Below are 25318 nucleotides of genomic sequence, written 5' to 3'. Positions count from 1 at the left end.
GCCTATGCCAATCTCCCATAAAAGTACGCCGAAACCGCAGGAATTTGCCGCCATCGATCTCGGCTCGAACAGCTTCCACATGGTGATTGCCCGTGTGGTGGATGGCGCCATGCAGGTGCTGGGACGCCTGAAACAGCGCGTGCACCTCGCCGACGGGCTGGATGCGCAAAATCGCCTGAGCGAAGAGGCGATGGAGCGCGGGCTGAGCTGCCTGGCGCTATTTGCCGAGCGCCTGCAGGGGTTCAGTGCCGCCAACGTCACCATCGTCGGTACGCACACGCTGCGCATCGCGTCCAACGCGGAAGAGTTTCTGCAGCGCGCCGCGGAAGTCATCCCGTATCCGATCGAGGTGATCTCCGGCAATGAAGAGGCGCGCCTGATCTTTATGGGCGTTGAGCACACGCAGCCGGAGAAAGGCCGCAAGCTGGTGATTGATATCGGCGGCGGTTCAACCGAGCTGGTGATCGGCGAAGATTTTGAGCCGCAGCTGGTGGAAAGTCGCCGCATGGGCTGCGTCAGCTTCGCCAACCTCTACTTCCCGAAAGGCGAGATCAGCCAGGAGAATTTCCGCCGCGCCCGGCTGGCCGCCGCGCAAAAGCTGGAAACGCTGGCGTGGCAGTACCGTCTGCAGGGCTGGCAGTATGCGCTGGGCGCGTCCGGCAGTATCAAAGCGGCCTGCGAAGTGCTGCTGGCGATGGGCGAGAAAGAGAAGCGCGTGACGCCGGAAAACCTCGACATGCTGGTGAGCGAAGTGCTGAAGCACAAATCCTTTGCTGCCCTGAGCCTGCCGGGCCTGTCGGATGAGCGCAAGGCGGTGTTTGTGCCGGGGCTGGCGATTCTGTGTGGCGTGTTTGACGCGCTGGCCATTCGCGAGCTGCGCCTGTCAGATGGCGCGCTGCGTGAAGGCGTGCTGTATGAGATGGAGGGCCGCTTCCGCCATCAGGATATCCGCAGCCGTACCGCGCAGAGCCTGGCAAATCATTACGCCATCGACAGCGACCAGGCACGCCGCGTGCTGGAAACCACCGAACAGCTGTACAGCCAGTGGCTGGAGCAGAACCCGAAGCTGGCCAATCCCCAGCTGACGGCGCTGATGAAGTGGGCAGCGCTGCTGCACGAAGTCGGGCTGACCATCAACCACAGCGGTATGCAGCGTCATTCGGCCTACATCCTGCAGAACTCCAATATGCCGGGCTTTAATCAGGATCAACAGATGCTGCTGGCCACGCTGGTACGCTTCCACCGTAAAGCGGTGAAGCAGGATGAGATGCCGCGTTTCACCTTGTTTAAAAAGAAACAGTTCCTGCCGATGATCTTCCTGCTGCGGCTCGGCACCCTGCTGAACAATCAGCGTCAGGCCACCACGCGCCCCGACACGCTGAAGCTGAGCACCGACGATGGTCACTGGACGCTGACCTTCCCGGCCGGTTTCCTCAGCCAGAACACGCTGGTTCAGCTGGATCTGGAGCGGGAGCAGGCTTACTGGAATGACGTCACCGGCTGGAAACTGCTGCTGGAAGAGGAGTAACGCGGGCTTCAGGCCCGCAATAGCACTATGACAACACGCCCCGATAACTATTTTGCGGAGAAATACGGCCTGACGCCGCCCCACTCCGAAGTGCTGGCCGCGCTGCCAAAACTGGCAGTGGGTAACGCGCTGGACCTCGGCTGCGGCCAGGGCCGCAACAGCCTGCTGCTTAATCAGCACGGTTTTACGGTGACCGCCTGGGACAACAATCCGCAGAGCCTGGAGCGCCTTAACAGCATCATCGCGGAAGAGCAGCTACAGCAGATACATACCGAACAGTGCGACCTGAATCAGGTGCGTTTCAACGGTGATTATCAGTTTGTGTTTTCCACCGTGGTGATGATGTTCCTGCAGCCGGCGACCATTCCGCAGCTGATCGCCGATATGCAGGCCAGCACGCGCAAGTACGGTTACAACCTGATTGTGGCGGCGATGAGCACCGACGATTATCCCAACACGCAAAACTTCCCGTTTACCTTTAAATCGGGCGAGCTGAGCCATTATTACCGTAACTGGCACATCGTGAAGTACAACGAAGAGGTCGGTGAACTGCATCGCCGCGATGAACACGGCCAGCGCATTAAGTATCGCTTCGCTACCCTGCTGGCGCAGAAAGCCAGCTACTGATGGCTGGTATCATGATGGTCCGGTCGCCATGAATGGCGACCCTACAACGGATTAGTGCGGTTGGTGAAAGTATGCGGGTTTTGGTCGTCATAAATGGCGTAATGCCGTTCGGTGACGAAAACGCAAGCCGCACCCTATAGTAGCGGCGAGATTCATCGCGCAATAAATTGCGCCGCTACGCAAAGTGTCTCTTTTTTTAATAAAGTCAAAGGCTAACTGGCATGAGTCACATCATGCGGATTTCGGTCGCCATCAATGGCGCTCCTGCAGAGTCGATGACGCACGCTTCGCCCGGCGGCTGACATCGATCAAAGCAACCTTAACCTTTTCTGCTCATTTTTCACGCAGCGGTTGACCTCCCGGTCGGGTTGTGACTAAATATTGCCACCGCCCAGCCGGGCTTTGACAGGAACCACCCCGCGTGAATAGCGCCATCTCTGCACGAAGACGTCCCAAAACCGGTACCATGACCCGCATCGTTTTGCTGATCAGTTTCTTTATTTTGGTTGGCCGTCTGATTTTCATTATTCCCGGTGCCATCGAGCATCATCAGCAAAAGAAAGCCGCACCTGAACCGGTCACACTGAGCACCAGCGAGACGCGCTAAGGAATTTGCGGGTCATCGTCGCTCTGCCATCACATTGTCCGCCGCGGCAATGCTGCTTGTTACGCCCACTTTACCCGCAACGCGCTACACTTTGACCTGACTTTACAGACACAAAGGACGCGTTATGTCTGCTTCGCACGCACAACAACTATCAGAAACCCGCCAGCGAATTCTGCACCTTCTGCTCAGCGAGCATGATTTAGTCGATGTGCTGCTGGATAAATCCGTCGACCTCAACGCCGCCGAACTGCGCAAAATCACCGGCTGGCGTCAGCAGCTGGAGCATGAACTGCCGCAGCTGCACGCGGCCGACCTGGCGGACATTCTCGAAGCGCTGCCGGAAGAGGAGCGTCTGGCGCTGTGGCGGCTGGTGCCCTACGAGCAACGCGGTCGCGTGCTGGTGGAGGCCTCCGAAACCGTGTGGGCCAGCCTGACGGAAGAGATGACCGACCGCGAAATCCTGCGCGCCATCGAGCCGCTGGATATTGACGATCAGGTCTATCTGGCGCGTTATCTGCCGCGCGATCTCACCGGCCGCCTGCTCACCACGCTCGACCCCAGCCTGCGCGCCCGACTGCTGGATGTGATTGAGCTGGATCGCGATCGCGTCGGCCAGGTGATGGACTTCAATATCCTCACCGTGCGCTCAGACGTGACGCTGGCGACGGTGCAACGCTATCTGCGCAAGCGCAAAAGCATGCCGGACGGCACCGATAAAATCTTCATCACCGACGAACACAACCAGCTACTGGGTGAACTGGCGCTGACCGATATCCTGCTCAACAAACCTAAAACGCTGGTGGCCGAGGTGATGAACGCGCGCCCCACCACTTTCCAGCTGGATGACAAAGCGGAAGAGGCCGCCAGCGCCTTCGAACGCTATAACCTGATCTCTGCTGCGGTGACCGATGCCAAAGGCAAGCTGATTGGCCGTATCACCGTGGAAGATGTTATTGACCTGGTGAACGAAGAGAACGAAAGCAACATCCGTAAGATGGGCGGCATCAGCCAGGGTGAAGACGTGTTTGCACCGGTGCGCAAAGCGGTAAGAAAGCGCTGGACCTGGCTGGCCGTCAACCTGTGTACGGCATTTATCGCCTCGCGCGTCATTGGTCTGTTTGAGGACACCATTTCGCAGCTGGTGGCGCTGGCCACGCTGATGCCGATTGTCGCCGGCATTGGCGGTAACACCGGCAATCAGACCATCACCATGATCGTGCGCGCGCTGGCGCTGCATCAGGTTGAACCCGGCAACTTTTCGTTTCTGATTGCGCGTGAACTCGGCGTGGCGCTGCTTAACGGCCTGTTCTGGGGCGGCATCATGGGCGGCGTGACCTGGCTGATGTACGACAACCTGCAACTGGGCGGCGTGATGATGCTGGCGATGGTGCTGAATCTGCTGCTGGCGGCGCTGATGGGCGTGCTGATTCCGCTGATTATGACCAAACTCAAACGCGACCCGGCGGTCGGCTCCAGCGTGCTGATCACCGCCATCACTGATACCGGCGGCTTCTTTATCTTCCTCGGTCTGGCCACGCTGTTTCTGCTGCACGGCCACTGAAGCGCAGCTACAATCAGCGTTGATTCCTAATCAACTGGAGAGCAGTGATGTTTAACGTGGATGATTTTGTGCAGGCGAAAACCGGTGGTCCAAAAATGCAGGTGTTGCGCGTTGCGGGCGATACGCTGTGGTGCGCCCGCGTTGATGATCCGATCAAAAAAGAGATCGAGGTGAAGGCCGACAGCGTCAATCTCTATCATGAAGACGGGGATTTCGGCGTCTGTTAACGGCTGCGAGCCCGCGCCGCCCGCGAACCGATACTGTCGCGGCGCGGCGCTGTCTCAGGGCTTATCCTTCTGTAAATTATCCTGTCCTACCCCGCCGATAAACGGCAGCCGCAGACGCAGCGGGGTGAAATCCAGCCCCAGATTCAGTCCCAGCAGATTCACCTCCACGCCCTCTTCCGCACCCAACGTGACGCCCAGCACGCCGAGCAGCGACAGCTGCACGCCGTGCCCGGATGGCGGCAGGCCAAGCGGATGCAGCAGCGAACGGAAATCCTTACCGATAGCATTGGCGGGCAAATCAAGCTTCAGCGCCGGCACTTCACGGCCAATGTGAGCGAGGAAGGTGTTGCTGTTGGGGCCCGGCCACGCATGATAGGTGTTGGGCCACGGATAGGATTTAATCGCCGCTTCAATCTGCGGGATCATCGCCTGCGCAGCCGCACCGCGATGTGACACCAGCAAACGCGGACGCGCACCGTACCAGTAGCCGTCCGGCAGATTACTGTTGCGCCGCACTTTATCGCCGCTGCCCCAGCTGATCACCTCATAACGGTTGTAGCGGGTTTCTCCGGCGCGCTTAAAGATAATCCACGGATGCACGGCCACCGCGCCTTTCCAGCCGTAGGTCGGCGCGGCATACACCTGCACAATCGCCTCACTGGCGAAGCGCTGCGGATCCGGTGCCAGCCCGGCCGAATCACGCCGCGCCGTCGCCCAGCCGCCGCGTTCGGTGGTGAACTCACCGCTGCGCGTCGCCTGCGCCAGGCTGGCCGCCAGCGACAGTAACACCACACAGAGAAAAGAGAGTAAAACAGCTTTAACAGGCAACATGCATGGACATCCCGGTGGTGAATAAACGCTCCCGCCATGATGCGCCGAAACGGCAGCGTCAGTATTCACCAACTATGCGGTGGACAAAAAATGCGTTGCGGTGCCCGGTCAGCTGATTTTTCCTTAGTCAGGCAGGGCGATACCGCTGATATCGGCGCATATCGCCAGCAACTGCTGCTGCAGCCGTGGATTGCGCGCCTGCGGATTAGCCGCCAGCGCCTGACGGTGATAAAAGTACTCTCCGCTGACCCGCGCCTCATCGGCGGTGGCTAACCACACCTGGGTACGATGCGCCTGATCAAGATCGTCGGGTGCCCCGGCACCGCCCATTTTGGTCGGCACCCAGCCTGGCTCCAGCGCGTTGCTGTATACCTGCGGCCAGCGCCGGGCGATGGCAAACGCCAGTATGGCATCATGCAGTTTACTCTCAGCATAAGCCTGCGAAGCGTGCCAGCGCCGCCGCTGCCACAAAATATCATCCAGGTTAGCTTCGGCATGATGATGCATGCCGGAGCTGAGGTAAATCAGCCGCTGCGGCCGTTCAATCAGCGCCGTAAGAATATAGGGTGCCAGCGTGTTGATAGCGAACAGATGCGGCAGGCCATCTGCGGTTAACTGATAAGGCTCGCGATAGCCAACCGCCACGTTGTGGATCACCGCATCAAATCTGCCGAGCGCATTAACCTGCTGCGCCACACTGCGGGCGCCGGCGATGGTTATCACGTCGCCGCTGACCACGGCTTCAGCCTGCGGTAGCGCCTCCTGCGCGGCGCGGGCACGCGCGGCGTTGCGTCCGTGCAGCACCACCTGATGGCCCTGCTCAACCAGCAGTTCAGCCGCCATCAGCCCGAGGCCGGTGGATGAACCGGAAATAAAAATACGTGACATGGAAAACTCCTTAAGCGTGAAGTGAAGCGGCGCGCGATGTCAGCGCCAGCAGCGCACCGAGCAGCGCACAGGCCGCACCAAACAGATAGACGGCGGCATAGCTGAAGTGGCTGGCGATGGCACCGGCAATCGGTCCGGAAATACCATAAGCGATGTCGAGAAAAGCAACGAAGGCGCCCATGGCGCTGCCGCGACTGGCCGGCGGCACGCGCTTCAGCGCTTCCACGCCGAGGGCGGGAAAGATCAGCGCACAGCCAAGACCGGTAATCAGCGCGCCGGTGAGCGCCAGCGTTTCGTCAGGCGCAAACCACAGCAGCATCTGCCCCAGCGCTTCCACCAGCAGTGAATAAGCCGCCACGCGGTAGCCACCAATGCGATCCGGCAGATGTCCCAGCACCAGGCGCACGGCGATAAAACCAACGCCAAACGCGGTCATCACCCAGCCGGCCAGCTCCCAGTGGCGCGCGGCAAAATAGAGCGAGGCGAAGGCCGTCAGGCCGGCCAGTCCGACGCCCTGGAGCATCAGGCCACAGCCTTCCCGCCAGATGCGGCCAATCACCCGATAGAACGGCAAACGTGTCCCTCCGACCACGCGATAACCGCTGGCAGCCGTGGCGATGAGCGCTGCCAGCAGCGGAGCCGCGATGCAGGCCAGCATCGCCGCCGCTAAGCCGACGTGCTGATACAGCATCATACCGGCAGGGGCACCGAGCGACAGCGCGGCAAACATGGCGATGCCGGTCCAGGACATCGACAGACCGGCACGCTGTGGCCCGACCGAGGCGATTGACCAGGCCACGCAGCCGGTGACGAACTGGCTTTCGCCCATGCCCGCCGCCAGCCGTCCGGCAATCACCAGCGCCAGACTGACCGCCGGTGAAAAGCCCGGCAGTGCGGCCAGCCAGTAGAGCACGCCAGCCAGCGCGCACACCGCCGCGCCCTGCAGCGCTGAGCGCTTACCGCCAACGCGATCGGTAAGTTGACCGGCGTAACCGCGCGTCAGCACGGTGGCAACAAACTGTATCCCGATCACCAGCCCGACCCACAGGTTGCTGAAACCGAGATGCTGATGGATAAACAGCGGGATTACCGGCAGCGGCAAGCCGACCGCCAGATAACCGCAAAACAGCGCGGCAATCACGCCGGTCGCCGGTCGCGACAAATGCGCAGCTTCAGCCTGCGCGCTTAATGCAGACATAACAGCCTCCATAAATGAACAGACAGCGCGGCAGGCCGCCGCGCTGCGGAAAATCAGGCAAACAAAGGATGGTGATAGCCGCTGGCATTCAGCAGATAGTCGCGCGAAGCGGTGATTTCCGCGTTTAGCTGTGCCACATCGACGTTGAGCAAATGACCATGACGTTTACGCAGTTCACCCGCCACCATCACGGTATCAACATCGGCGCGTTGCACCGCCTGCACCACCGTTGCCGTCACGCTGGTCAGCGGGAAAACGCCGATACCATCGGTGCGCAGCATAATAACGTCGGCCTGTTTACCTGGCGTCAGCGTGCCCGTTTGCTGCTCCAGCCCGGCCGCACGCGCGCCGTTAATCGTGGCCGACTGCAGTACGGCTTCCACGCTAATCGGTGCCGGTACGTCGCTTTCGCCCCGGAAGCGGCGATAGCGCATCGCTGAGCGCTGCTGGTTAAACAGCGCCTGCATTTCACCGAACAGATCGCTGCCGAAGGCGGTATCAAGATCGATACCGAGCGCCGGCGTCATTCCGCGATCGACCGCCTGCTGCCAGGCAAAGCTGTCGTCGTCGAAACCAAACAGCGCATCCGAACGCGGATTCACGGTAATGTTGACGCCCGCGTCCGCCAGCTGCTGCCAGGTGTGCGCCGGTACGCGCGTACAGTGGTTGAAAATGTTGTGCGGACCCAGCAAGCCGGGTTCGGCAAACTCCGCCGGCAGCTGCGCCAGGTCACCAATAAACTCGGTGAGAATGCGCATATCCAGCTCGCGCGCCACGCGCCACCACGCCAGGTTGAGCTGGCCAAACAGGCCAACCTGCACGCGACTGCCGGCGTGGTTCCAGCGGCTGGCGAGACGGGCCAGATCGCCCGGCAGATGATCGCTGGAAGCCTGCTTATCCATTGCTGCGCCAACCATGTGCAGTGCACGAATCCCGCTCTCCTGCAGCGCGTCAAGCGCCGCATCGGTATGCGCCGGACTGCGTGAACTGTGGCAGGCATCAATCACCGTGGTGATGCCGGCATCCAGGCATGCCAGCGCCGTCAGCCGGGTGCTGAGGTACATATCCAGCGGACGGTAATGCGCGCCGAGCGTTTCTGCCACCACATCGATATAGGCAAACAGGTCGTCAACGTTGGGCATCAGGCGGCGCATCGCGCCGAGCCACATATGGTGATGCGCATCCACCAGGCCCGGCATCACGATATGGCCGCAGGCATCAATCACCTGCGCATCGTCGGCGGAAAGGTTTTCCCCCACGGCGGCAATACGATCGTCCTCAATCAGCACATCGCCACAGACGAGGTCGGGCACGCTGGCGTCCAGCGTCAGGATAGTGCCGCCTTTAAAAAGGGTGCGCCGTACAGTCATAACATTCTCCTCAAAAGGGATCAGGAATCCGGCGGTCAGTGCCGGTCGCGTTTCGGGGCACACAATAAGTTGCAGCGCATTTTTGATAAAGGTAGGCTCAGGCAAATGATCTTTGCTAAAAATCAAAGATGGAGAACAGGATGAGTTTTGATGGCCGACTATTATCCGGCATGAGCGTGCTGGCAGCCGTGGTTGAAGCCGGCAGCTTCAGCCGCGCCGGTGAGGTGCTGGGATTGTCCGCCTCGGGCGTCAGCCGGGCGATTTCACGACTGGAACAGCGTCTCGGCGTGCGCCTGCTGGATCGCACCACCCGCACCCTGCATCTCACCAGCGAAGGTGCCAGCCTGTATGAGCGGGCGGCGCCGCATCTGGAAGGGATTGAAGAAGCAGCAAACTACGTCTCCGGCGCCGCCGTGACGGTGCGCGGTACGCTGCGCGTGAGCCTGAATCCGCTGTTTTCCCGCTATGTGCTGGCGGCAAAGCTGCCGCTGCTGCGTGCCCGTTATCCGCATCTGGAACTGACGATTTTGCAGCAGCCCGATGTGGGCGATCTGGTGGCAGAAGGTATTGATGTGGCGGTGCGTTTCGGGCCACAGCCGCCGTCCACCATGACCTCACGCCTGCTGTTACAAACGCGCGTCCTGACGGTGGCCGCCCCGGACTATCTGGCACGCTGTGGTCGCCCGACGCAGCCGCAGCAGCTGACTGAGCACAATTGTCTGCAATACATCGATCCGCGCAGCAATAAGCCCTTTAGCTGGGAGTTTCATCGTGGCACGCAGCGGCTGACGGTCGCCACCCACGGCCATCTGACCACCACCGATCCGGATTTAATGGTACAGGCGTGCGTCGGCGGTGCCGGCGTAGCCCAGGTGCTGGCGCTGAGCGTGCAACATCTGATCGCCAGCGGTGAACTGGTCGAACTTTTCCCCGACTGGCCTGACGAAACCTATCCGCTGTTTATCACCCGGCCTTCGCGCCGTCTGGCCCCGGCGGCGGTGGAGGCATTTCTCGGTTTTTGCCTGGAGATTTGTGCGGAACAGAGCTGACGCAAATTACCGATTATCCTCAGCGCGTGTTTGCCGATAATAGCCCACCAGCTGAACGATGAAGGTGAGCGTCGCGAGTAACAACAGTATCCCACCCAGGGGAATGGTGCCGAGCAGGAACCAGCCCATGACGCCTAATTCATACAGCAATTGGCCGCGATCTTCTCCCAGGATGTAACAGGGATGCACGTTGCCTTCGTCCAGCTGGCAGCCTGCCAGACTGGCGACATATCCGGCGCCCATCGCGCAGATCAGCGGCAGAAACGCGAGAAAAGCCGTACCGCACAGCATCGCAAGATAGAGAATGATGATGGATGTCAGCGAGCGTTTGCCAGGTGGTGCGCGCTTGCCCGCGGCTCTGAAATTAAACAGCACGTTTCCTCCTGAAGCCTCTGCCGTTAACGCCAGATTATTAACACATCCTTATCCCCTGCGACAGACCGGTAAACAAACGCCCGCGGGGTAGCGGGCGCGTTTTTACTGCGACATGACGCCAGGCGTTAAGGGTTGGCGCGGATAATCACTTTGCCGCGCGCATGGCCGGTCGCCACCTTCTCCAGTGCGGAACGTGCATCATCCAGCGAAAAGATAGCGTCGGTGATGACCTGTAACTGCCCGGCCTGGAACAGGCTGCTCGCCCGGGCAAGATACGGCGTCGCGCTGGCGAAGAAGACAAACTCGCCGTGCTGGCCGCCGACGGGTGTGATGCCAAACTCTACCAGCGTGGCAATGCGCCCGCCGGCGCGCAGCACGGACCAGGAGCGGCTCAGCGTTTCGCCGCCGACGCTGTCTATCACCAGGTCGATATCGCGCGTTGCTGCAAAGTCCTGCGTGCGGTAGTCAATCACCTCATCGGCGCCCAGACTGGTCACCAGCGCATGGTTTTTCGCCGACGCCGTGGCGATGACATAAGCGCCCGCCTGATGCGCCAGCTGGACGGCCATGCTGCCGACGCCACCCGCTGCGGCGTGAATCAGCACGCGCTCGCCGCGCTGCAGCTGGCCCACATCGAACAATGCCTGCTGCGCGGAGCCAAACGCGGTAGGCAGCGCCGCGGCCTGTTCGGCGCTCATCGCTGCCGGGACAAGGCATACGTCATCGGCGGCGATCACCAGGCTTTGGGCAAAAGCCCCGCCTGCGCCAGGTGGCGTGCGCCCGAATACGCGATCGCCCGCGTTTAAATGGCTCACGCGCTCGCCAACCGCTGTAATCACGCCGCAGAAATCCATGCCCGGCACGTAAGGCAGGTCCACCGGGAAAACCTGCTGCATGTGCCCTGAGATGATTTTCACATCCAGCGGGTTAACACTCGCCGCTTCAACCTGCACCGTCACCTCATCCGGACTGGCGGCGCGTAATTGACGTTCGCCAATCGTCAGCACATCGGCGGTGCCAAACGTATCAATCAATGCTGCTTTCATTATCAACTCTCCGGTCTGATTCAGGCTTGTGGCGGAAACTGGCCAAGCTGGAGGAACAGGCCAAACCAATCCTCCATGTGCCAGGTGGTGATCAGACGGCCGTCCTCCAGCGCATGGAACTCATGCAGACGGAAGCTCACTTTCTTACCAGTCGGCGCGATACCGAAAATTTCGCCGAGATGGGTGCCGCTGATTTCCGCCCGCGCCGCGATGCGGCCAGGTTCCTGAATCATGTCATGCACCACGATCTGCACGTCCGGAAAAGCCTGCGCCAGCATGCGAATGATCGGCTTGATGCCTTCCGGTCCGGCAACTTGTCCTGGCGCCAGCGGAATGTCTTCCCATGACGGTGCCAGCACGCTATCGACCAGATCGGGGTTGTTGTCGCTGAAGGCCTGATAGAGCGTCTCTACCGCCTGTCGTTCAATTTTGAGCCGTTGTACGTATTCTGCTGCTGGATCCATCGTTATTCACTTTCAGGTGAGGGTTGGTTGTGGAATTTTGCGCAGCGCCCTACAATTCGTCCAACAAATATTCAATATGAGTGATTATTTGCCGTATGGATTTTCATGGCATCGATCTCAATCTGTTAGTGGCTTTTGACGCGCTGATGAACGAGCGCAACGTCACGCGGGCGGCAACCCAGGTGGGCGTCAGCCAGCCGGCGATGAGTGCCGCTTTGTCGCGATTACGCACCCTGTTCGGTGACCCGCTGTTCATGCGCAGCGCGGAGGGTTTACTGCCGACCGCGCGTGCACGCGATCTGTCCGGCCCCATCGCCGGGGCGTTGCGCCAGCTCGAAGCGACGCTGGTGGCAAAGCCCGCGTTTGCAGCGGAAAAAGCGCAAATAAACTTCAAACTGGGCGTGTCGGAGTATCCGGCTTTCGTGTTGCTGCCTTCGTTAATGCAGACGCTACAGGACGTCGCCCCCGGCGTGTCATTGAATGTGCAGGCGTTTACCAACCGCGATCACGCGGTCGATTTGTTAGATGCCGGCGCGATTGATGTCGCCATCGGCGTCCTGCCCACCCACAGCGATAGCCGCATCATCTCCCGGCCAGTATTGCGCGATGAATTCGTCACCATCGTCGCCAGCAACCATCCGGCGGCCAGACGCGGCATGGACATGGAGAGCTACCTGGCGCTGCCGCATATTCTGGTCTCGCCGGAAGGTGAACTGTACGGCCTGGTTGATCAGGTGCTGGCGCAGCAGGGTAAAAAGCGCCGGCTGGGGCTGACGGTCCAGCAGATGTTTACGGTGCCGTCTATCGTGGCGCAAACCCACATGACGGCGACCGTGATGAAGCGCGTGGCGCTGCATGCGCAGGCCAGTCGCCAGCTGGTGCTGTTCCCTCCCCCGCTGTCGTTGCCCGAAATGGTGTTCAACCTGATCTGGCACCGGCGCAGCGACGCGCATCCCGCCCAGCAGTGGTTCAGGGAATTTATTGAACAACAGGCGGCGCGGCTGTAGGCGCTGTATCTGAATTCTGCGCGGATCGGGCGATGCGAAAGATGGCAGGATAAAAAAGCCCGCAGTTACGCGGGCTTTGAGGCTTCAGGTGCTGGCGGTTGCCAGTGCGGGCGTTACTCCCACTCAATCGTCGCAGGCGGTTTACCTGAAATGTCATAAACCACGCGTGAGATGCCGTTCACTTCGTTGATGATGCGGTTGGAGACGCGGCCGAGGAAGTCGTACGGCAGGTGCGCCCAGTGGGCCGTCATGAAGTCGATGGTTTCGACAGCACGCAGGGAAACCACCCAATCGTATTTACGGCCATCGCCCATCACGCCAACGGAGCGCACCGGCAGGAACACGGTAAAGGCCTGGCTGACTTTGTTGTACAGATCGGCTTTACGCAGCTCTTCGATAAAGATGGCATCGGCACGGCGCAGCAGGTCGCAGTACTCTTTCTTCACTTCACCCAGTACGCGCACGCCCAGACCCGGGCCCGGGAAGGGATGGCGGTACAGCATGTCGTAAGGCAGGCCGAGTTCCAGACCGATTTTACGCACTTCATCTTTGAACAGCTCTTTCAGCGGCTCAACCAGGCCCATCTTCATCTCTTTCGGCAGACCGCCCACGTTGTGGTGCGATTTGATCACGTGCGCTTTACCGGTAGCTGAAGCCGCCGACTCAATCACGTCCGGATAGATGGTGCCCTGCGCCAGCCACTTCACGTCGGTCAGCTTCAGTGCTTCTTCGTCGAACACTTCCACGAACACGCGGCCGATGATTTTACGTTTGGCTTCCGGATCGTTCTCGCCCGCCAGCGCGTCGAGGAAGCGCCCTTCTGCCGCAACATGCACGATGTTCAGACCAAAGTGGTCGCCGAACATGTCCATCACCTGCTCAGCTTCATTCAGACGCAGCAGTCCGTTATCGACGAACACACAGGTCAGGCGCTCACCAATCGCGCGGTGCAGCAGCATCGCGGTCACGGACGAGTCCACGCCGCCGGACAGGCCGAGAATCACGCGGTCTTCACCTACCTGTTCACGGATGCGCTCTACCGCATCTTCGATGATTTTGGCTGGCGTCCACAGCGCTTCACAGCCGCAGATGTCGCGCACAAAACGCTCCAGCATGCGCAGGCCCTGACGGGTGTGCGTCACTTCCGGGTGGAACTGCACGCCGTAGAAACGCTTCTCTTCGTTGGCCATGATGGCAAACGGGCAGCTTTCGGTGCTGGCAACCGTCACGAAGTCTGCCGGGATCGCCGTGACTTTGTCACCGTGGCTCATCCACACGTCTAGCAGCGGTTTGCCCGCCGCGCTGATGGCATCTTCGATATCACGCACCAGCGCGCTCGGGGTTGTCACTTCAACCTGCGCATAACCAAATTCACGCTCGTTCGAGCCTTCAACCTTACCGCCCAGCTGCATCGCCATGGTCTGCATGCCATAGCACACGCCCAGCACCGGCACACCGGCGTTGAACACATATTCCGGCGCGCGCGGGCTGTTGTGCTCGGTGGTGCTTTCCGGGCCACCGGAGAGGATGATGCCGTTCGGGTTGAACTGGCGGATTTGCTCTTCGGTGACATCCCACGCCCAGAGTTCGCAGTAGACGCCCAGCTCACGCACGCGGCGCGCGACCAGCTGCGTATACTGAGAACCAAAATCGAGGATCAAAATACGATGTTTATGAATATTTTCAGTCGTCATTGAGGCGTTTCCATTGGGATGGACTTAATAATAAAAGCGCCCGGCTGGAGCCGGGCGGGAAATCTTACGGGATTATGAACCCATGCGGTAGTTCGGTGACTCTTTGGTAATGGTCACATCGTGCACGTGGCTTTCGTTGATGCCGGCGCCGCTGATGCGCACGAACTCGGCTTTGGTGCGCAGATCGTCGATGGTCGGGCAACCGGTCAGGCCCATGCAGGAGCGCAGGCCGCCCATCTGCTGGTGCACGATCTCTTTCAGGCGGCCTTTATAGGCAACGCGCCCTTCGATACCTTCCGGCACCAGTTTGTCGGCGGCGTTATCGCTCTGGAAGTAGCGGTCAGACGAGCCTTTGGACATCGCGCCCAGTGAACCCATCCCGCGGTAGGATTTGAACGCACGGCCCTGGTAGAGCTCGATTTCGCCCGGCGACTCTTCGGTACCGGCCAGCATGGAGCCGACCATTACCGCCGACGCGCCCGCGGCGATAGCTTTGGCGATGTCGCCAGAGAAACGGATACCACCGTCAGCGATGACCGGAATACCGGTACCTTCCAGCGCTTCAACCGCGTCGGATACTGCCGTGATCTGCGGTACGCCAACACCGGTAACGATACGGGTAGTACAGATGGAGCCCGGGCCAATGCCCACTTTCACCGCGCTCACGCCCGCGTTAGCCAGCGCCAGTGCGCCTGCACCGGTCGCCACGTTGCCGCCGATGATTTCGAGGTCTGGATATTTTGCGCGGGTTTCACGGATACGCTGCAGCACGCCTTCGGAATGGCCGTGCGAGGAGTCGATCAGCAGTACGTCAACGCCCGCAGCGACCAGCGCATCAACGCGCTCTTCGTTGCCGGCACCGGCACCCACCGCGGCACCGACGCGCAGACGACCCTGCGCATCTTTACAGGCGTTAGGTTTACGCTCGGCTTTCTGGAAATCTTTAACGGTAATCATGCCCAGCAGGTGGAAGCTGTCGTCAACAACCAGCGCTTTCTCGACGCGTTTTTCGTGCATTTTCTGCAGCACGACTTCACGCGCTTCACCCTCTTTCACCGTCACCAGGCGCTCTTTCGGCGTCATGACCGCGGTCACCGGCAGCGTCATATCGGTCACGAAGCGCACGTCACGACCGGTAATGATGCCCACCAGCTCGTTGTCGGCGTTGACCACCGGATAACCGGCGAAGCCATTACGTTCGGTCAGCTCTTTCACCTCGGCCAGCGTGGTGGTTGGCAGCACGGTCTGTGGCTCCGTTACGACGCCGCTTTCGTGTTTTTTCACCTTGCGAACTTCATCCGCCTGGCGCTCAATCGACATGTTTTTGTGGATAAAGCCCAGACCGCCTTCCTGCGCCAGCGCAATCGCCAGACCGGCTTCGGTCACGGTGTCCATCGCTGCAGACAGCATAGGAATGTTGAGACGGATGTTTTTGGTCAGCTGGGTGCTGAGATCGGCCGTGTTGGGTAAAACAGTGGAGTGAGCGGGAACGAGCAGGACGTCGTCAAATGTGAGGGCTTCTTTCGCGATTCTTAACATTGCAATATCTCCACCTGGGGCGTTTAAAACAGATAAAATATTGCCGCGGCATTATACAGGCCGAAATCGGTTGCCTCCAGTGTTTTTTCGGAAAAAGTCTTGATCCTCCGGGGCAGGCATGTAGTATCGGTTAATTAACCCTCTGATTTGAAATTTGATCCTCATCACATGTCGCTACCGCCAACCGCCAATATTTTTACTGTCAGCCGCCTGAACACCACGGTGCGCCAACTGCTGGAAAATGAGATGGGCCTGGTGTGGCTCAGCGCTGAAATTTCCAATTTCACTCAGCCCGCTTCCGGTCACTGGTACTTCACCCTGAAGGACGATGGCGCGCAGGTGCGCTGTGCCATGTTCCGCAACAGCAATCGACGCGTCAGCTTTCGCCCGCAGCACGGTCAGCAGGTGCTGGTGCGTGCCAGCATCACGCTGTATGAGCCGCGCGGCGACTATCAGTTGATTATCGAAAGCATGCATCCGGCCGGTGAAGGGCTGCTGCAGCAACAGTTTGAGCAGCTGAAAGCCCGGCTGGCGGCGGAGGGGCTGTTCGACCAGCAGTTTAAACAGCCGCTGCCGGAGCCGGCGCGCCAGGTGGGTGTGATCACCTCCGCCACCGGCGCGGCATTGCACGATGTGCTGCGCGTGCTGCATCGCCGCGATCCCTCGCTGCCGGTGGTGATCTATCCAACCGCAGTGCAAGGCGTTGATGCGCCCGCCGCCATCGTGCGCGCCATCGAGCTGGCCAACCAGCGTGACGAGTGCGACGTGCTGATCGTCGGTCGCGGCGGCGGTTCACTGGAAGATCTGTGGAGCTTCAACGACGAGCGCGTGGCGCGGGCCATCTTTGCCAGCCGCCTGCCGATCGTCAGCGCCGTTGGGCATGAAACCGATGTCACCATCGCCGACTTTGTTGCCGATCTGCGCGCGCCGACGCCTTCTGCCGCTGCCGAACTGGTGAGCCGCAACCAGATCGAGCTGCTGCGCCGTTTGCAGTCTCAGCAGCAGCGCATGGAGATGGCGATGGACTATTACGTGGCGCAGCAGCAGCGCCGCTTCACCCGGCTGCAGCATCGTCTGCAACAGCAGCATCCGCAGCTGCGCCTGGCACGGCAGCAAACCACGCTGATTCAACTGCAGCGTCGTCTGCAGGAAGCGGCCGATCAGCGGCTGCGCCTGGCGCATCGCCAGCAGGACCGCCTGCTGCAGCGCCTGCAATCCCAGCAGCCGCAGGGACGTATTCTGCGCGCTCAGCAGCAGTTACAGCAGTGGCACTACCGTCTGCAGCAGGGCATGGAAAAACAGCTCAATCACAGCCGGCAGCGTTTTGGTACGCTGGCAGCACAGCTGGAAGGCGTAAGTCCGCTGGCGACGCTGGCGCGTGGCTTTAGCGTCACCACCGATGCTCAGGGCCAGGTGGTGAAAAAGACCCGTCAGCTGCATGCCGGCGATCTGCTGCGTACCCGGCTGGATGATGGCTGGGTGGAGAGTCAGGTGACGGCGTTACAACCGCAGAAGACGCGCAGCCGTAAGGCGTGATAATCTTTTCAGCCGCATAAATGGTTGATAACCCCCCGTAAATCGCGCGGGCTGCAGACGCAGCGGCGCGCGATTGATAAGCGGGTCTATACTTTCTGACATACCCATCCGTCAGGGAGTCCGACATGCCTTACAGCGTTATTCCTCCGTATATTCTGCGAAACATCATCGATAACTGTTCCGGCGCACAGCAGGATTACGCGCGGCGCACCCTCACCCACGTGCAACAGCTGATGGCGGAACATCCTCACACCGCCAGCGCAGCCAGCACCGCGCAGCCCGGCAGCGTGCTGCGTGCTATCTACGACGCGGGTAATACGCAAAATCTGCCCGGCACCCTGATCCGTGAGGAAGGCCAGCCCGGTAACGGTGACGTTGCCGCCGACGAAGCGTGGAACTATCTCGGCATCACCTATGATTTCTACTGGCAGATCTACCAGCGCAACTCGCTGGACAATAAAGGCCTGAAACTGGATGGCACCGTGCATTACGGCAAGGAGTACCAGAACGCCTTCTGGAATGGCCAGCAGATGGTATTTGGCGACGGCGACGGTGAGATCTTCAATCGCTTTACCATTGCCATTGATGTGGTCGCGCACGAGCTGACGCACGGCGTGACCGAAACCGAAGCCGGGCTGATTTACTTCCAGCAGGCGGGTGCGCTCAACGAATCGATGTCCGATGTGTTCGGCTCGCTGGTGAAGCAGTATCACCTTAAGCAAAGCGCCGATCAGGCCGACTGGATCATCGGCGAAGGGCTGCTGGCGGCGGGTATTAAGGGCAGCGGCCTGCGCTCGATGTCCGCGCCCGGTACCGCCTATGATGATCCGCTGCTCGGCAAAGATCCGCAGCCTGCCGATATGGATCACTATATCGACACGCGCGAAGACAACGGCGGCGTGCATCTTAACTCCGGCATTCCCAATCGCGCCTTCTATCTGGCAGCGACCGCGCTAGGCGGCTTTGCCTGGGAACGGGCCGGTCAGGCATGGTACGACACGCTGTGCGATAAGGAATTGCCGCAGGATGCCGATTTCAGCACCTTTGCGCGCTTTACCGTACAGCATGCCGCAAAACGTTTTGATAATACGGTGGCACAGGCGATCCAATCCGCGTGGCACGAGGTAGGTGTAAGGTGAATATTCAGCTGACCGATGACGCCATCATTGAGCTGGCGCGTGAAGGCGGCATTGCATTTATCCCCGGCCTGCGCAGCGAGCGGCGATTTGCGCTGGCGCAGCTGCCGGAACCGCAGAAGCAGCGCGTGTGCAACGTGCTGGAGCAGGCGCTGCCGCTCGGTGAGCCGGAGGAACAGGCCGCCAGCATCGGGCGCGGCGACCAGCGCTATTTCCGCATCCAGATTAGTTACGCGACCCACCGCGAAGCCGGAACGATTGTGATCCTGATTCCGGAAAACGTTGCGCCTCCTGAATTGCAGGCGCTGTGGCGCGATGGCGAAGAATAACTTAGACAGTTCCCACAGCATCGCCGTAACTAACTGACTATACTGGATAACGTGGCTAGCTAGTCCACATCAAAGAAAACACCCTTAGATGATGTCTCTGCTATGACACAAACCAAGCAACGAGGCGGTGCCGGGAACTTTGCAGAGGACCCGGAGCGCGCCAGGGAAGCCGGTAGCGCTGGCGGCAAAGTCAGTGGGGGCAATTTCAGGAACGATCCTGAGAGAGCCAGGGAAGCTGGAAGAAAAGGAGGTCAAAAAAGCCGTCGCCCCTCTAAGCAGAAGTAAGTAAGGATCCTTACAGGAAGGAGTACGCCACGGACGGTTAATAAAAAAGGCCGACATCATGATGTCGGCCTTTCTTTTACTGCGGCTTACTTGCTGTCGGGCAGCGCGTAAGCAATCACGTAATCACCGCGATCCGGTGACTGACGCGCACCGCCTGCAGAGATCAGGATGTACTGTTTGCCGGTTTTCGGCGAAACATAGCTGATCGGTCCGCCCTGGCTGCCCACCGGCAGACGTGCTTTCCACACTTCTTTACCGGTTGAGCTATCAAAGGCGCGCAGGTAGTAATCCTGGGTGCCGGCAATAAATACCAGACCGCCCTGCGTTGCCAGCGTACCACCCAGCGTCGGCATACCGACCGGCATCTGCGCATGCATTTTGATACCAAACGGACCGGTATCCTGCACCGTACCCACCGGCACCTGCCACACAATCTGACGGGTCTTCATGTCGATGGCCGACAGCGTACCGAACGGCGGTGCCTGACACGGAATGCCCAGCGGCGACATGAAGCGGTTTTTGTTTACTGCATACGGCGTGCCTTTCAGCGGTACCGCACCCATGCCGGTGTTGATGGCTTCACCGCCATTGCTGGCAGCCGATTTGGTAGTGTCCTGCGGAATCATCTGCACCCACAGGCCGAGACGCATATCGTTAACGAACATGTACTGGTTGTTCGGATCGAACGAGATGCTGCCCCAGTTCATGCCACCGAGCGAGCCCGGGAAGCTGAGCGAAACATCAGTGTCTGGCACGGTGAACAGGCCGTCATAACGCATGCCTTTAAAGGCAATACGGCAAGCCAGCTGGTCAAACGGCGTGGCGCCCCACATGTCTGACTCGGTCAGTTTCTGATTGCCAATGTTTGGCATTTCTACCGAGTGCGGCTGAGTTTTGGTGTACTGCTCGTTCGGGATATGGCCCTGCGGCATCGGCAGCTCTTCAACTTTGGTTAAAGGCTTGCCGGTCAGGCGATCCAGCACCCAGATCATGCCGGTTTTCCCGCCGATCACCACCGCAGGTTTGGTGGTACCGTCCTTCATCGGGAAGTCCACCAGGCTCGGCTGCATTGGCAGGTCGAAGTCCCACAGGTCATTGTGGACCGTCTGATACACCCACTTCTCTTTACCGGTGGTGGCATCCAGCGCCAGCACCGACGCGCCATATTTGTGATCCAGCGCGGTACGGTTGGCACCCCACAGGTCCACCGACGAACTGCCCATCGGCAGGAACACGGTGTTCATCGCCGGATCGTAAGAGATTGGCGCCCATGAGTTTGGCGTGCTGCGGGTGTAATCCTGACCTGGCATCAGTACGGCATTTGGATCTTCATTGCCCGGGTCAAACGCCCAGCGCATCTGGCCGGTGATGACGTCGAAGCCACGAAGAACGCCGCCAGGCATGTCTGTCTGTACGTTATCCGCGACGCGACCGCCCACCACAACCGTGGTGCCTGCCACCTGCGGCGGCGAGGTCAGCTGATACTGCGGGTCCGGCGCGCTGCCGAGACCTTGCTTCAGATCGACCACACCGTGGTTGCCGAAGTTTTCACACAGCTCGCCGTTATCGGCATTGATGGCAATCAGACGTGCATCGATGGTGTTCATCAGGATGCGACGCTGGCAGCTATCGCCCGCCGCCAGCGTTACCGCTGGCACCGGCGTGGAGCCCGGCTGCGTTGGCTGCTGTACCGGTTTGGTGGCATCAAAATACGCCAGACCACGGCAGCGGTTCCACACCTGCGCCTGCGCATTGATTTCGCGCTTCCAGATCTGCTTACCGCTGTCGGCTTCCACCGCAATCACGTTGTTGTGCGGCGTACACAGATACAGGGTATTACCTACCTGCAGTGGCGTTTCCTGATCTTCTGCACCGTTACCGGTCGGGCTGATCGGCGTGTCGCCGGTATGAAACGTCCAGGCAACCTGCAAGTCTTTCACGTTGTCGCGGGTAATCTGGTCGATAGCGGCAAAACGGTCACCCTGCGGCGTACGGCCGTAGCTGCTCCAGTCTTGCTGCGGTTTGCTTTTATCTACCGGGATCAGCGGCAGCTGCTTGCCGGTGAAAGCCACAGTCGGATGCGGCTGGAACATCTGGACAAAGGTGACCACCATACCAACGGCAATCACTGCTGACAGCGCATACGAAAGCTTCGCCAGCGAGGCCTTGCCTTCTCGCTTACGCAGCGCCGGCCAGGTAATAAACGCCAGCACCATCAGGCCGGCCGGCACCATCAGGCGCGACACCAGCGGCCAGAACTGCCAGCCAGCATCGTACAGCGCCCAAATCAGCGTGCCGGCGAAGACCAGAATAAACAGCGTAACCGCCGAGGATTTACGGCGAAAGAACTGAATCGCCGACAATAACATGACGATACCGGCAATGAGGAAGTACCAGCTGCCGCCCAGGGCCACCAGTTTACCGCCACCGATCGCGAAGAACAGGCCGATCGCCAGCAGGACCAGCCCGAATAACACGGACCAGAGACTCAACCCTTTACCGGGACGAGCGGAATTTTCTGCCATAACACAAACTCTCCTGAAAAAATAACGCGTGGCGGCCGGAATGCGGGAGCAGCCGGTCAATGTCCTCCTGACTGAGCAGGGACAGGAAGTTATCCGTTACGCTTTATTTTATATCTGTTGGTACGGGAGCTACGCCCGTTATGCAGCGCTTGTGAGCGAGGCCGCAGGATCAACATCCGCTGGCATTCGCGACAAGGCGGGCAGGATTGTACCATCCGGTACAATTAAAAGTGAACATCCATAACGCGGTAGTTACTGGGCAATAGCATTTTTGCTACAAACGCAGCGCGAAGCGAGCAGCCAGCACCACTTCGCGCTATCGCAAACCCTCATTCCATGACGTCTTCCGGGCGATAATGCACGCGCCTGCTGGAGATCAGGCCGTGACCGTGGGTACAGAAATAATCTATGGCACCGCACGCTTTTAGCACCTGCAGCGGCTGCTGGCAGTCGGGACAGCAGGCCAGCGCGGTGAAATGACGCTGGCAGTGCGGGCAATCGAAGCGTTGTTCGCTGTAAGTGAGCGGTTGCTGACAGTGAGGGCACGGGGTGAGCATGATGACTCCGGAATCGTGGCTGAGGATCGTGATAAACCGGATGTTACGCCATAAAAAGAGGGCCCATCCGGGCCCTCATCATGTTTAGCGTTTGTTTTTCTTCAGATGCGATATCAGACGCTTACGCTTACGCTGCTGGGTTGGCGTCAGCAGGTTACGTTTGCCCGCATACGGGTTATCGCCCTCTTTAAACTGGATGCGAATCGGCGTTCCCATCACGTTCAGCGAGCGGCGGAAGTAGTTCATCAGGTAACGCTTGTAAGAATCCGGCAGATCCTTCACCTGATTACCGTGAATCACCACAATCGGCGGGTTATAACCACCGGCATGCGCGTATTTGAGTTTCACGCGGCGTCCACGCACCAGCGGCGGCTGATGGTCGTCAGCAGCCATGTTCATGATACGCGTCAGCATGGAGGTATTTACGCGTTTGGTCGAGCAGTCGTACGCTTCGGTCACGGATTCAAACAGGTTGCCCACGCCGCTGCCGTGCAGTGCCGAGATAAAGTGCACACGCGCGAAGTCGATAAAGCCGAGACGGAAGTCCAGCGTCTCTTTCACTTCATCTTTAATCTCCTGCGACAGGCCATCCCACTTGTTGACCACAATCACCAGTGAGCGCCCACTATTCAGGATAAAGCCGAGCAGCGACAGGTCCTGATCTGAAATGCCCGCGCGCGCGTCAATCACCAGCATCACCACGTTGGCATCTTCAATCGCCTGCAGCGTTTTGATGACGGAGAATTTTTCCACCGTATCAGTGATTTTGCCGCGCTTACGCACGCCCGCGGTATCAATCAGAATGTACTCGCGGTCATCACGCTCCATCGGAATGTAGATGCTGTCGCGCGTGGTGCCCGGCATGTCGTACACCACCACACGATCTTCACCGAGGATACGGTTGGTGAGCGTTGACTTACCTACGTTGGGACGCCCGACAATCGCCAGTTTGATCGGCAGACCGGTCGGATCGAAGGCTTCTTCCTCTTCTTCCTCCAGCGCTTCACCGTTCTCTTCGGCGGCTAACGCGGCCCAGTAGGCTTCGTTTTCGTCCTCTTCGCTGACTTCCCGCGGCGCGATGTCATCCATCCACGGCAGCAGCGCGGTTTCCAGCAGGCTGGTGACGCCACGACCGTGCGACGCGGCAATCGGGTGAATCTCACCCAGGCCGAGCGCGTAGAAGTCCAGCACCGCAGCATCCGGATCGAGACCATCAGTTTTGTTGGCAACGAGGAACGTCGCTTTATCGCGCGAACGCAGATGATTGGCGATCTGCTGATCCGCCGGCATGACGCCAGCACGCGCATCAACTAAAAACAGCACCACATCGGCCTCTTCAATCGCCAGCAGCGACTGTTCCGCCATGCGGTTTTCCACGCCTTCCTCGGTGCCATCAATACCGCCGGTATCGATAACAATAAATTCGCGCCCTTCCACTTCGGCGCGACCATATTTGCGATCGCGAGTCAGTCCAGGGAAATCGGCCACTAACGCATCACGTGTGCGCGTTAAGCGGTTAAATAGCGTGGATTTCCCCACATTGGGACGCCCAACCAGCGCGACCACAGGTACCATAACACTTGCCTCAGTTTTAAAAATAAATCGCCCGAATGGCGTGATTATAACGGCATTTGCCGTCAGGTTCAGGCCGCAGGCGCCAAGAATATCATGCCTGACTAAAAACAGAACGGCCCCTGACGAATCAGGAGCCGTATCAATGCGTGCGAAACGCTGCCCGTCGGGCCATCGCCTTAACGGGTGATGGCGTAGACCTCACCGCCTTTCGCCTGGATCAGCAGCTTGTCACCGGCCACGACTGGCTCGGTCTGGAAGCCGTCGCTGTCCAGTTTCTGCTGCGCCACAAAGCGGCCGTCCAGGGTGTTGATCCAGTGCACGTAGCCTTCGCTATCGGCGACCACCAGGTAACCGTTGAACAGCACCGGAGACGTCAGATTACGGTGCAGCAGATCGCTCTGACGCCAGATCGCCACGCCGCCATCGGCGTTGAGCGCAATCACGCGGTCATCCTGATCCACCAGATAGATACGACCGGCATCGACGATAAGATCTTTGACGCCGCCGATTTCACGCTTCCACAGAATCTGACCGGAACGCAGATCCAGCGCCGTCAGGTTACCGTTGTAGGCCAGCGCATAGACCACGCCATTGACGATCACCGGCGTGGTGTCGACATCGTTAAGACGATCGATCTCGGTCGCGCCGCTTGGCTGGGAGATACGCTGCTGCCAGATCAGCTGGCCCTGGTTCATGATCACCGCGCTGACGCGGCCGTTATCGCCGCCAACAATCGCGCCGCCGAACGCTACTGCCGGCGCCGATTCACCGCGCAGCGACAGCGCTGGCATATCCAGATTCACGCTCCATTTCACCGCGCCGCTGCTCTGATCGAGCCCCTGCAGCATACCGTTGCTGGTGTGAATCAGCACCAGACCATCGCTGACCACCGGACGCGACAGTGCTTCACCGGCCACTTTGGTCTGCCAGGCAATGCTGCCGTCGCTGCTGTTCAGGGCAAATACCTGCCCCCGCTCGCTACCGATGTAGAGGCGATCGCCATTGGCCGTGATGCCGCCAGACAGCAGTGCCGAAATGTTTTTCGAAAAGAAGCCGGTCTTCTCAGAGAGGTTCACTTTCCACTTCTCTTTGCCGTTGCTGGCGTCGAGCGCTTTCACGATACCGAAGCGGTCGGCGGCATACACGGTGCCGTCCTGCCAGGCGGGATGCAGATTGGAGTAGAAATCACCCACGCCGTCACCGACCGAGGTGCTCCACGCGGTTTCCGGCGTGAACTGGTTTTCAACCTTCGGCAGCGGGGCCATTTTCACTACATCTTCTTCGCCGCTGAACAGCGAGCAACCGCTGAGCAGAGTGACTGACATCAGCCCTGGCAGCAGGTATTTACGTAATTCCATGTGCGC

General features: G+C 59.6%; 24 protein-coding genes. 11 read left to right on the top strand and 13 right to left on the bottom strand.

Annotated elements, in window-relative coordinates:
• The first annotated feature begins 4 nt into the window (after positions 1 to 4).
• The 5 genes from ppx to E7738_RS00670 all read left to right on the top strand — a co-directional run bounded on the left by ppx (position 5) and on the right by E7738_RS00670 (position 4550).
• Positions 5 to 1528 (top strand): exopolyphosphatase, encoded by a 1524-nt coding sequence (gene ppx / locus E7738_RS00690; RefSeq protein ID WP_394515994.1) that lies wholly within the window; start codon positions 5 to 7, stop codon positions 1526 to 1528.
• A gap of 27 nt (positions 1529 to 1555) precedes the next feature.
• Entirely contained in the window at positions 1556 to 2155 is a 600-nt protein-coding gene (tehB, locus tag E7738_RS00685) for a tellurite resistance methyltransferase TehB (RefSeq protein ID WP_021506581.1), read from the top strand.
• A 421-nt stretch (positions 2156 to 2576) separates the two neighbouring features.
• Entirely contained in the window at positions 2577 to 2762 is a 186-nt protein-coding gene (locus tag E7738_RS00680; RefSeq protein WP_022548292.1) for a YfgG family protein, read from the top strand.
• A gap of 124 nt (positions 2763 to 2886) precedes the next feature.
• Positions 2887 to 4323: a magnesium transporter gene (gene mgtE, locus E7738_RS00675; RefSeq protein ID WP_349844280.1), complete on the top strand. Its 1437-nt coding sequence runs from the start codon at positions 2887 to 2889 to the stop codon at positions 4321 to 4323.
• Positions 4324 to 4370: 47 nt separating this feature from the next.
• Positions 4371 to 4550 carry a hypothetical protein gene (locus E7738_RS00670; RefSeq protein WP_010617609.1) on the top strand — a complete coding sequence of 60 codons (180 nt, stop codon included), beginning with the start codon at positions 4371 to 4373 and terminating at the stop codon, positions 4548 to 4550.
• A 54-nt stretch (positions 4551 to 4604) separates the two neighbouring features.
• Here E7738_RS00670 and E7738_RS00665 read toward each other — a convergent pair whose 3' ends face one another.
• The 4 genes from E7738_RS00665 to E7738_RS00650 all read right to left on the bottom strand — a co-directional run bounded on the left by E7738_RS00665 (position 4605) and on the right by E7738_RS00650 (position 8837).
• The gene (locus E7738_RS00665) at positions 4605 to 5381 is read right to left on the bottom strand and encodes a DUF3750 domain-containing protein (RefSeq protein WP_394515993.1); all 777 of its coding nucleotides are present in this window, start codon (positions 5379 to 5381) and stop codon (positions 4605 to 4607) included.
• Between the two features lie 123 nt (positions 5382 to 5504).
• Positions 5505 to 6269, bottom strand: coding sequence for an SDR family oxidoreductase (locus E7738_RS00660; protein ID WP_021506577.1), 765 nt, complete (start codon positions 6267 to 6269; stop codon positions 5505 to 5507).
• Positions 6270 to 6279: 10 nt separating this feature from the next.
• Entirely contained in the window at positions 6280 to 7467 is a 1188-nt protein-coding gene (locus tag E7738_RS00655) for an arabinose transporter (RefSeq protein ID WP_394515992.1), read from the bottom strand.
• Positions 7468 to 7520: 53 nt separating this feature from the next.
• Entirely contained in the window at positions 7521 to 8837 is a 1317-nt protein-coding gene (locus E7738_RS00650; protein ID WP_338670878.1) for an amidohydrolase family protein, read from the bottom strand.
• A gap of 140 nt (positions 8838 to 8977) precedes the next feature.
• Between E7738_RS00650 and E7738_RS00645 the strand changes: the two genes are divergently transcribed.
• A complete protein-coding gene (locus tag E7738_RS00645; protein ID WP_136546898.1) occupies positions 8978 to 9886 on the top strand; it encodes a LysR family transcriptional regulator in 909 nt (302 codons plus the stop codon).
• A 6-nt stretch (positions 9887 to 9892) separates the two neighbouring features.
• On the opposite strand, the gene E7738_RS00640 is transcribed toward E7738_RS00645, so the two are convergent.
• The 3 genes from E7738_RS00640 to E7738_RS00630 all read right to left on the bottom strand — a co-directional run bounded on the left by E7738_RS00640 (position 9893) and on the right by E7738_RS00630 (position 11771).
• The gene (locus E7738_RS00640; protein WP_338670877.1) at positions 9893 to 10261 is read right to left on the bottom strand and encodes a hypothetical protein; all 369 of its coding nucleotides are present in this window, start codon (positions 10259 to 10261) and stop codon (positions 9893 to 9895) included.
• Positions 10262 to 10386: 125 nt separating this feature from the next.
• Entirely contained in the window at positions 10387 to 11307 is a 921-nt protein-coding gene (locus E7738_RS00635) for an NADP-dependent oxidoreductase (protein ID WP_211725368.1), read from the bottom strand.
• 20 nt (positions 11308 to 11327) lie between these two features.
• Entirely contained in the window at positions 11328 to 11771 is a 444-nt protein-coding gene (locus E7738_RS00630) for an ester cyclase (protein WP_394515991.1), read from the bottom strand.
• Between the two features lie 95 nt (positions 11772 to 11866).
• Between E7738_RS00630 and E7738_RS00625 the strand changes: the two genes are divergently transcribed.
• The gene (locus E7738_RS00625) at positions 11867 to 12778 is read left to right on the top strand and encodes a LysR family transcriptional regulator (protein WP_394515990.1); all 912 of its coding nucleotides are present in this window, start codon (positions 11867 to 11869) and stop codon (positions 12776 to 12778) included.
• 113 nt (positions 12779 to 12891) lie between these two features.
• On the opposite strand, the gene guaA is transcribed toward E7738_RS00625, so the two are convergent.
• Both guaA and guaB read right to left on the bottom strand, forming a co-directional pair.
• Positions 12892 to 14472, bottom strand: coding sequence for a glutamine-hydrolyzing GMP synthase (gene guaA / locus E7738_RS00620; protein WP_021506569.1), 1581 nt, complete (start codon positions 14470 to 14472; stop codon positions 12892 to 12894).
• Between the two features lie 72 nt (positions 14473 to 14544).
• Positions 14545 to 16011, bottom strand: a complete 1467-nt coding sequence (gene guaB, locus E7738_RS00615; RefSeq protein WP_021506568.1) for an IMP dehydrogenase — start codon at positions 16009 to 16011, stop codon at positions 14545 to 14547.
• 168 nt (positions 16012 to 16179) lie between these two features.
• Between guaB and xseA the strand changes: the two genes are divergently transcribed.
• From xseA to E7738_RS00595, 4 genes are all read left to right on the top strand, one after another.
• On the top strand, positions 16180 to 17547 hold the full coding sequence (gene xseA / locus E7738_RS00610; RefSeq protein ID WP_104094134.1) for an exodeoxyribonuclease VII large subunit: 1368 nt from the start codon (positions 16180 to 16182) through the stop codon (positions 17545 to 17547).
• Between the two features lie 125 nt (positions 17548 to 17672).
• Positions 17673 to 18686, top strand: a complete 1014-nt coding sequence (locus E7738_RS00605) for a M4 family metallopeptidase (RefSeq protein WP_021506566.1) — start codon at positions 17673 to 17675, stop codon at positions 18684 to 18686.
• The gene (locus E7738_RS00600; protein ID WP_021314501.1) at positions 18683 to 19012 is read left to right on the top strand and encodes a protealysin inhibitor emfourin; all 330 of its coding nucleotides are present in this window, start codon (positions 18683 to 18685) and stop codon (positions 19010 to 19012) included. The genes E7738_RS00605 and E7738_RS00600 overlap by 4 nt, the downstream gene beginning before the upstream one ends.
• A 102-nt stretch (positions 19013 to 19114) precedes the next feature.
• Positions 19115 to 19297 carry a con-10 family general stress protein gene (locus E7738_RS00595; RefSeq protein WP_071813581.1) on the top strand — a complete coding sequence of 61 codons (183 nt, stop codon included), beginning with the start codon at positions 19115 to 19117 and terminating at the stop codon, positions 19295 to 19297.
• 86 nt (positions 19298 to 19383) lie between these two features.
• On the opposite strand, the gene E7738_RS00590 is transcribed toward E7738_RS00595, so the two are convergent.
• The 4 genes from E7738_RS00590 to bamB form a co-directional block, all read right to left on the bottom strand.
• Positions 19384 to 21822, bottom strand: a complete 2439-nt coding sequence (locus E7738_RS00590) for a glucose/quinate/shikimate family membrane-bound PQQ-dependent dehydrogenase (RefSeq protein ID WP_021506565.1) — start codon at positions 21820 to 21822, stop codon at positions 19384 to 19386.
• A 329-nt stretch (positions 21823 to 22151) separates the two neighbouring features.
• Positions 22152 to 22379 carry a zinc ribbon domain-containing protein gene (locus E7738_RS00585; RefSeq protein WP_058758301.1) on the bottom strand — a complete coding sequence of 76 codons (228 nt, stop codon included), beginning with the start codon at positions 22377 to 22379 and terminating at the stop codon, positions 22152 to 22154.
• Between the two features lie 84 nt (positions 22380 to 22463).
• Positions 22464 to 23954, bottom strand: a complete 1491-nt coding sequence (gene der / locus E7738_RS00580; protein ID WP_021506563.1) for a ribosome biogenesis GTPase Der — start codon at positions 23952 to 23954, stop codon at positions 22464 to 22466.
• Positions 23955 to 24130: 176 nt separating this feature from the next.
• Positions 24131 to 25312, bottom strand: coding sequence for an outer membrane protein assembly factor BamB (bamB, locus tag E7738_RS00575; protein ID WP_058758300.1), 1182 nt, complete (start codon positions 25310 to 25312; stop codon positions 24131 to 24133).
• Between the last annotated feature and the right edge of the window lie 6 nt (positions 25313 to 25318).

It is taken from the genome of Pantoea sp. SGAir0430 (assembly GCF_043549295.1).
Note: the sequence above shows the minus strand (reverse complement) of the source record. Positions and strands in the feature narration are given on the sequence as shown.

What these genes read in the sequence shown, in the direction of transcription:
- ppx (WP_394515994.1), top strand. Translation starts at nt 5, where the DNA reads ATGCCAATCTCCCATAAAAGTACGCCGAAACCGCAGGAATTTGCCGCC.
- tehB (WP_021506581.1), top strand. Translation starts at nt 1,556, where the DNA reads ATGACAACACGCCCCGATAACTATTTTGCGGAGAAATACGGCCTGACG.
- mgtE (WP_349844280.1), top strand. Translation starts at nt 2,887, where the DNA reads ATGTCTGCTTCGCACGCACAACAACTATCAGAAACCCGCCAGCGAATT.
- E7738_RS00670 (WP_010617609.1), top strand. Translation starts at nt 4,371, where the DNA reads ATGTTTAACGTGGATGATTTTGTGCAGGCGAAAACCGGTGGTCCAAAA.
- E7738_RS00665 (WP_394515993.1), bottom strand. Translation starts at nt 5,381, where the DNA reads ATGTTGCCTGTTAAAGCTGTTTTACTCTCTTTTCTCTGTGTGGTGTTA.
- E7738_RS00660 (WP_021506577.1), bottom strand. Translation starts at nt 6,269, where the DNA reads ATGTCACGTATTTTTATTTCCGGTTCATCCACCGGCCTCGGGCTGATG.
- E7738_RS00655 (WP_394515992.1), bottom strand. Translation starts at nt 7,467, where the DNA reads ATGTCTGCATTAAGCGCGCAGGCTGAAGCTGCGCATTTGTCGCGACCG.
- E7738_RS00650 (WP_338670878.1), bottom strand. Translation starts at nt 8,837, where the DNA reads ATGACTGTACGGCGCACCCTTTTTAAAGGCGGCACTATCCTGACGCTG.
- E7738_RS00645 (WP_136546898.1), top strand. Translation starts at nt 8,978, where the DNA reads ATGAGTTTTGATGGCCGACTATTATCCGGCATGAGCGTGCTGGCAGCC.
- E7738_RS00635 (WP_211725368.1), bottom strand. Translation starts at nt 11,307, where the DNA reads ATGAAAGCAGCATTGATTGATACGTTTGGCACCGCCGATGTGCTGACG.
- E7738_RS00630 (WP_394515991.1), bottom strand. Translation starts at nt 11,771, where the DNA reads ATGGATCCAGCAGCAGAATACGTACAACGGCTCAAAATTGAACGACAG.
- E7738_RS00625 (WP_394515990.1), top strand. Translation starts at nt 11,867, where the DNA reads ATGGATTTTCATGGCATCGATCTCAATCTGTTAGTGGCTTTTGACGCG.
- guaA (WP_021506569.1), bottom strand. Translation starts at nt 14,472, where the DNA reads ATGACGACTGAAAATATTCATAAACATCGTATTTTGATCCTCGATTTT.
- guaB (WP_021506568.1), bottom strand. Translation starts at nt 16,011, where the DNA reads ATGTTAAGAATCGCGAAAGAAGCCCTCACATTTGACGACGTCCTGCTC.
- xseA (WP_104094134.1), top strand. Translation starts at nt 16,180, where the DNA reads ATGTCGCTACCGCCAACCGCCAATATTTTTACTGTCAGCCGCCTGAAC.
- E7738_RS00605 (WP_021506566.1), top strand. Translation starts at nt 17,673, where the DNA reads ATGCCTTACAGCGTTATTCCTCCGTATATTCTGCGAAACATCATCGAT.
- E7738_RS00595 (WP_071813581.1), top strand. Translation starts at nt 19,115, where the DNA reads ATGACACAAACCAAGCAACGAGGCGGTGCCGGGAACTTTGCAGAGGAC.
- E7738_RS00590 (WP_021506565.1), bottom strand. Translation starts at nt 21,822, where the DNA reads ATGGCAGAAAATTCCGCTCGTCCCGGTAAAGGGTTGAGTCTCTGGTCC.
- E7738_RS00585 (WP_058758301.1), bottom strand. Translation starts at nt 22,379, where the DNA reads ATGCTCACCCCGTGCCCTCACTGTCAGCAACCGCTCACTTACAGCGAA.
- der (WP_021506563.1), bottom strand. Translation starts at nt 23,954, where the DNA reads ATGGTACCTGTGGTCGCGCTGGTTGGGCGTCCCAATGTGGGGAAATCC.
- bamB (WP_058758300.1), bottom strand. Translation starts at nt 25,312, where the DNA reads ATGGAATTACGTAAATACCTGCTGCCAGGGCTGATGTCAGTCACTCTG.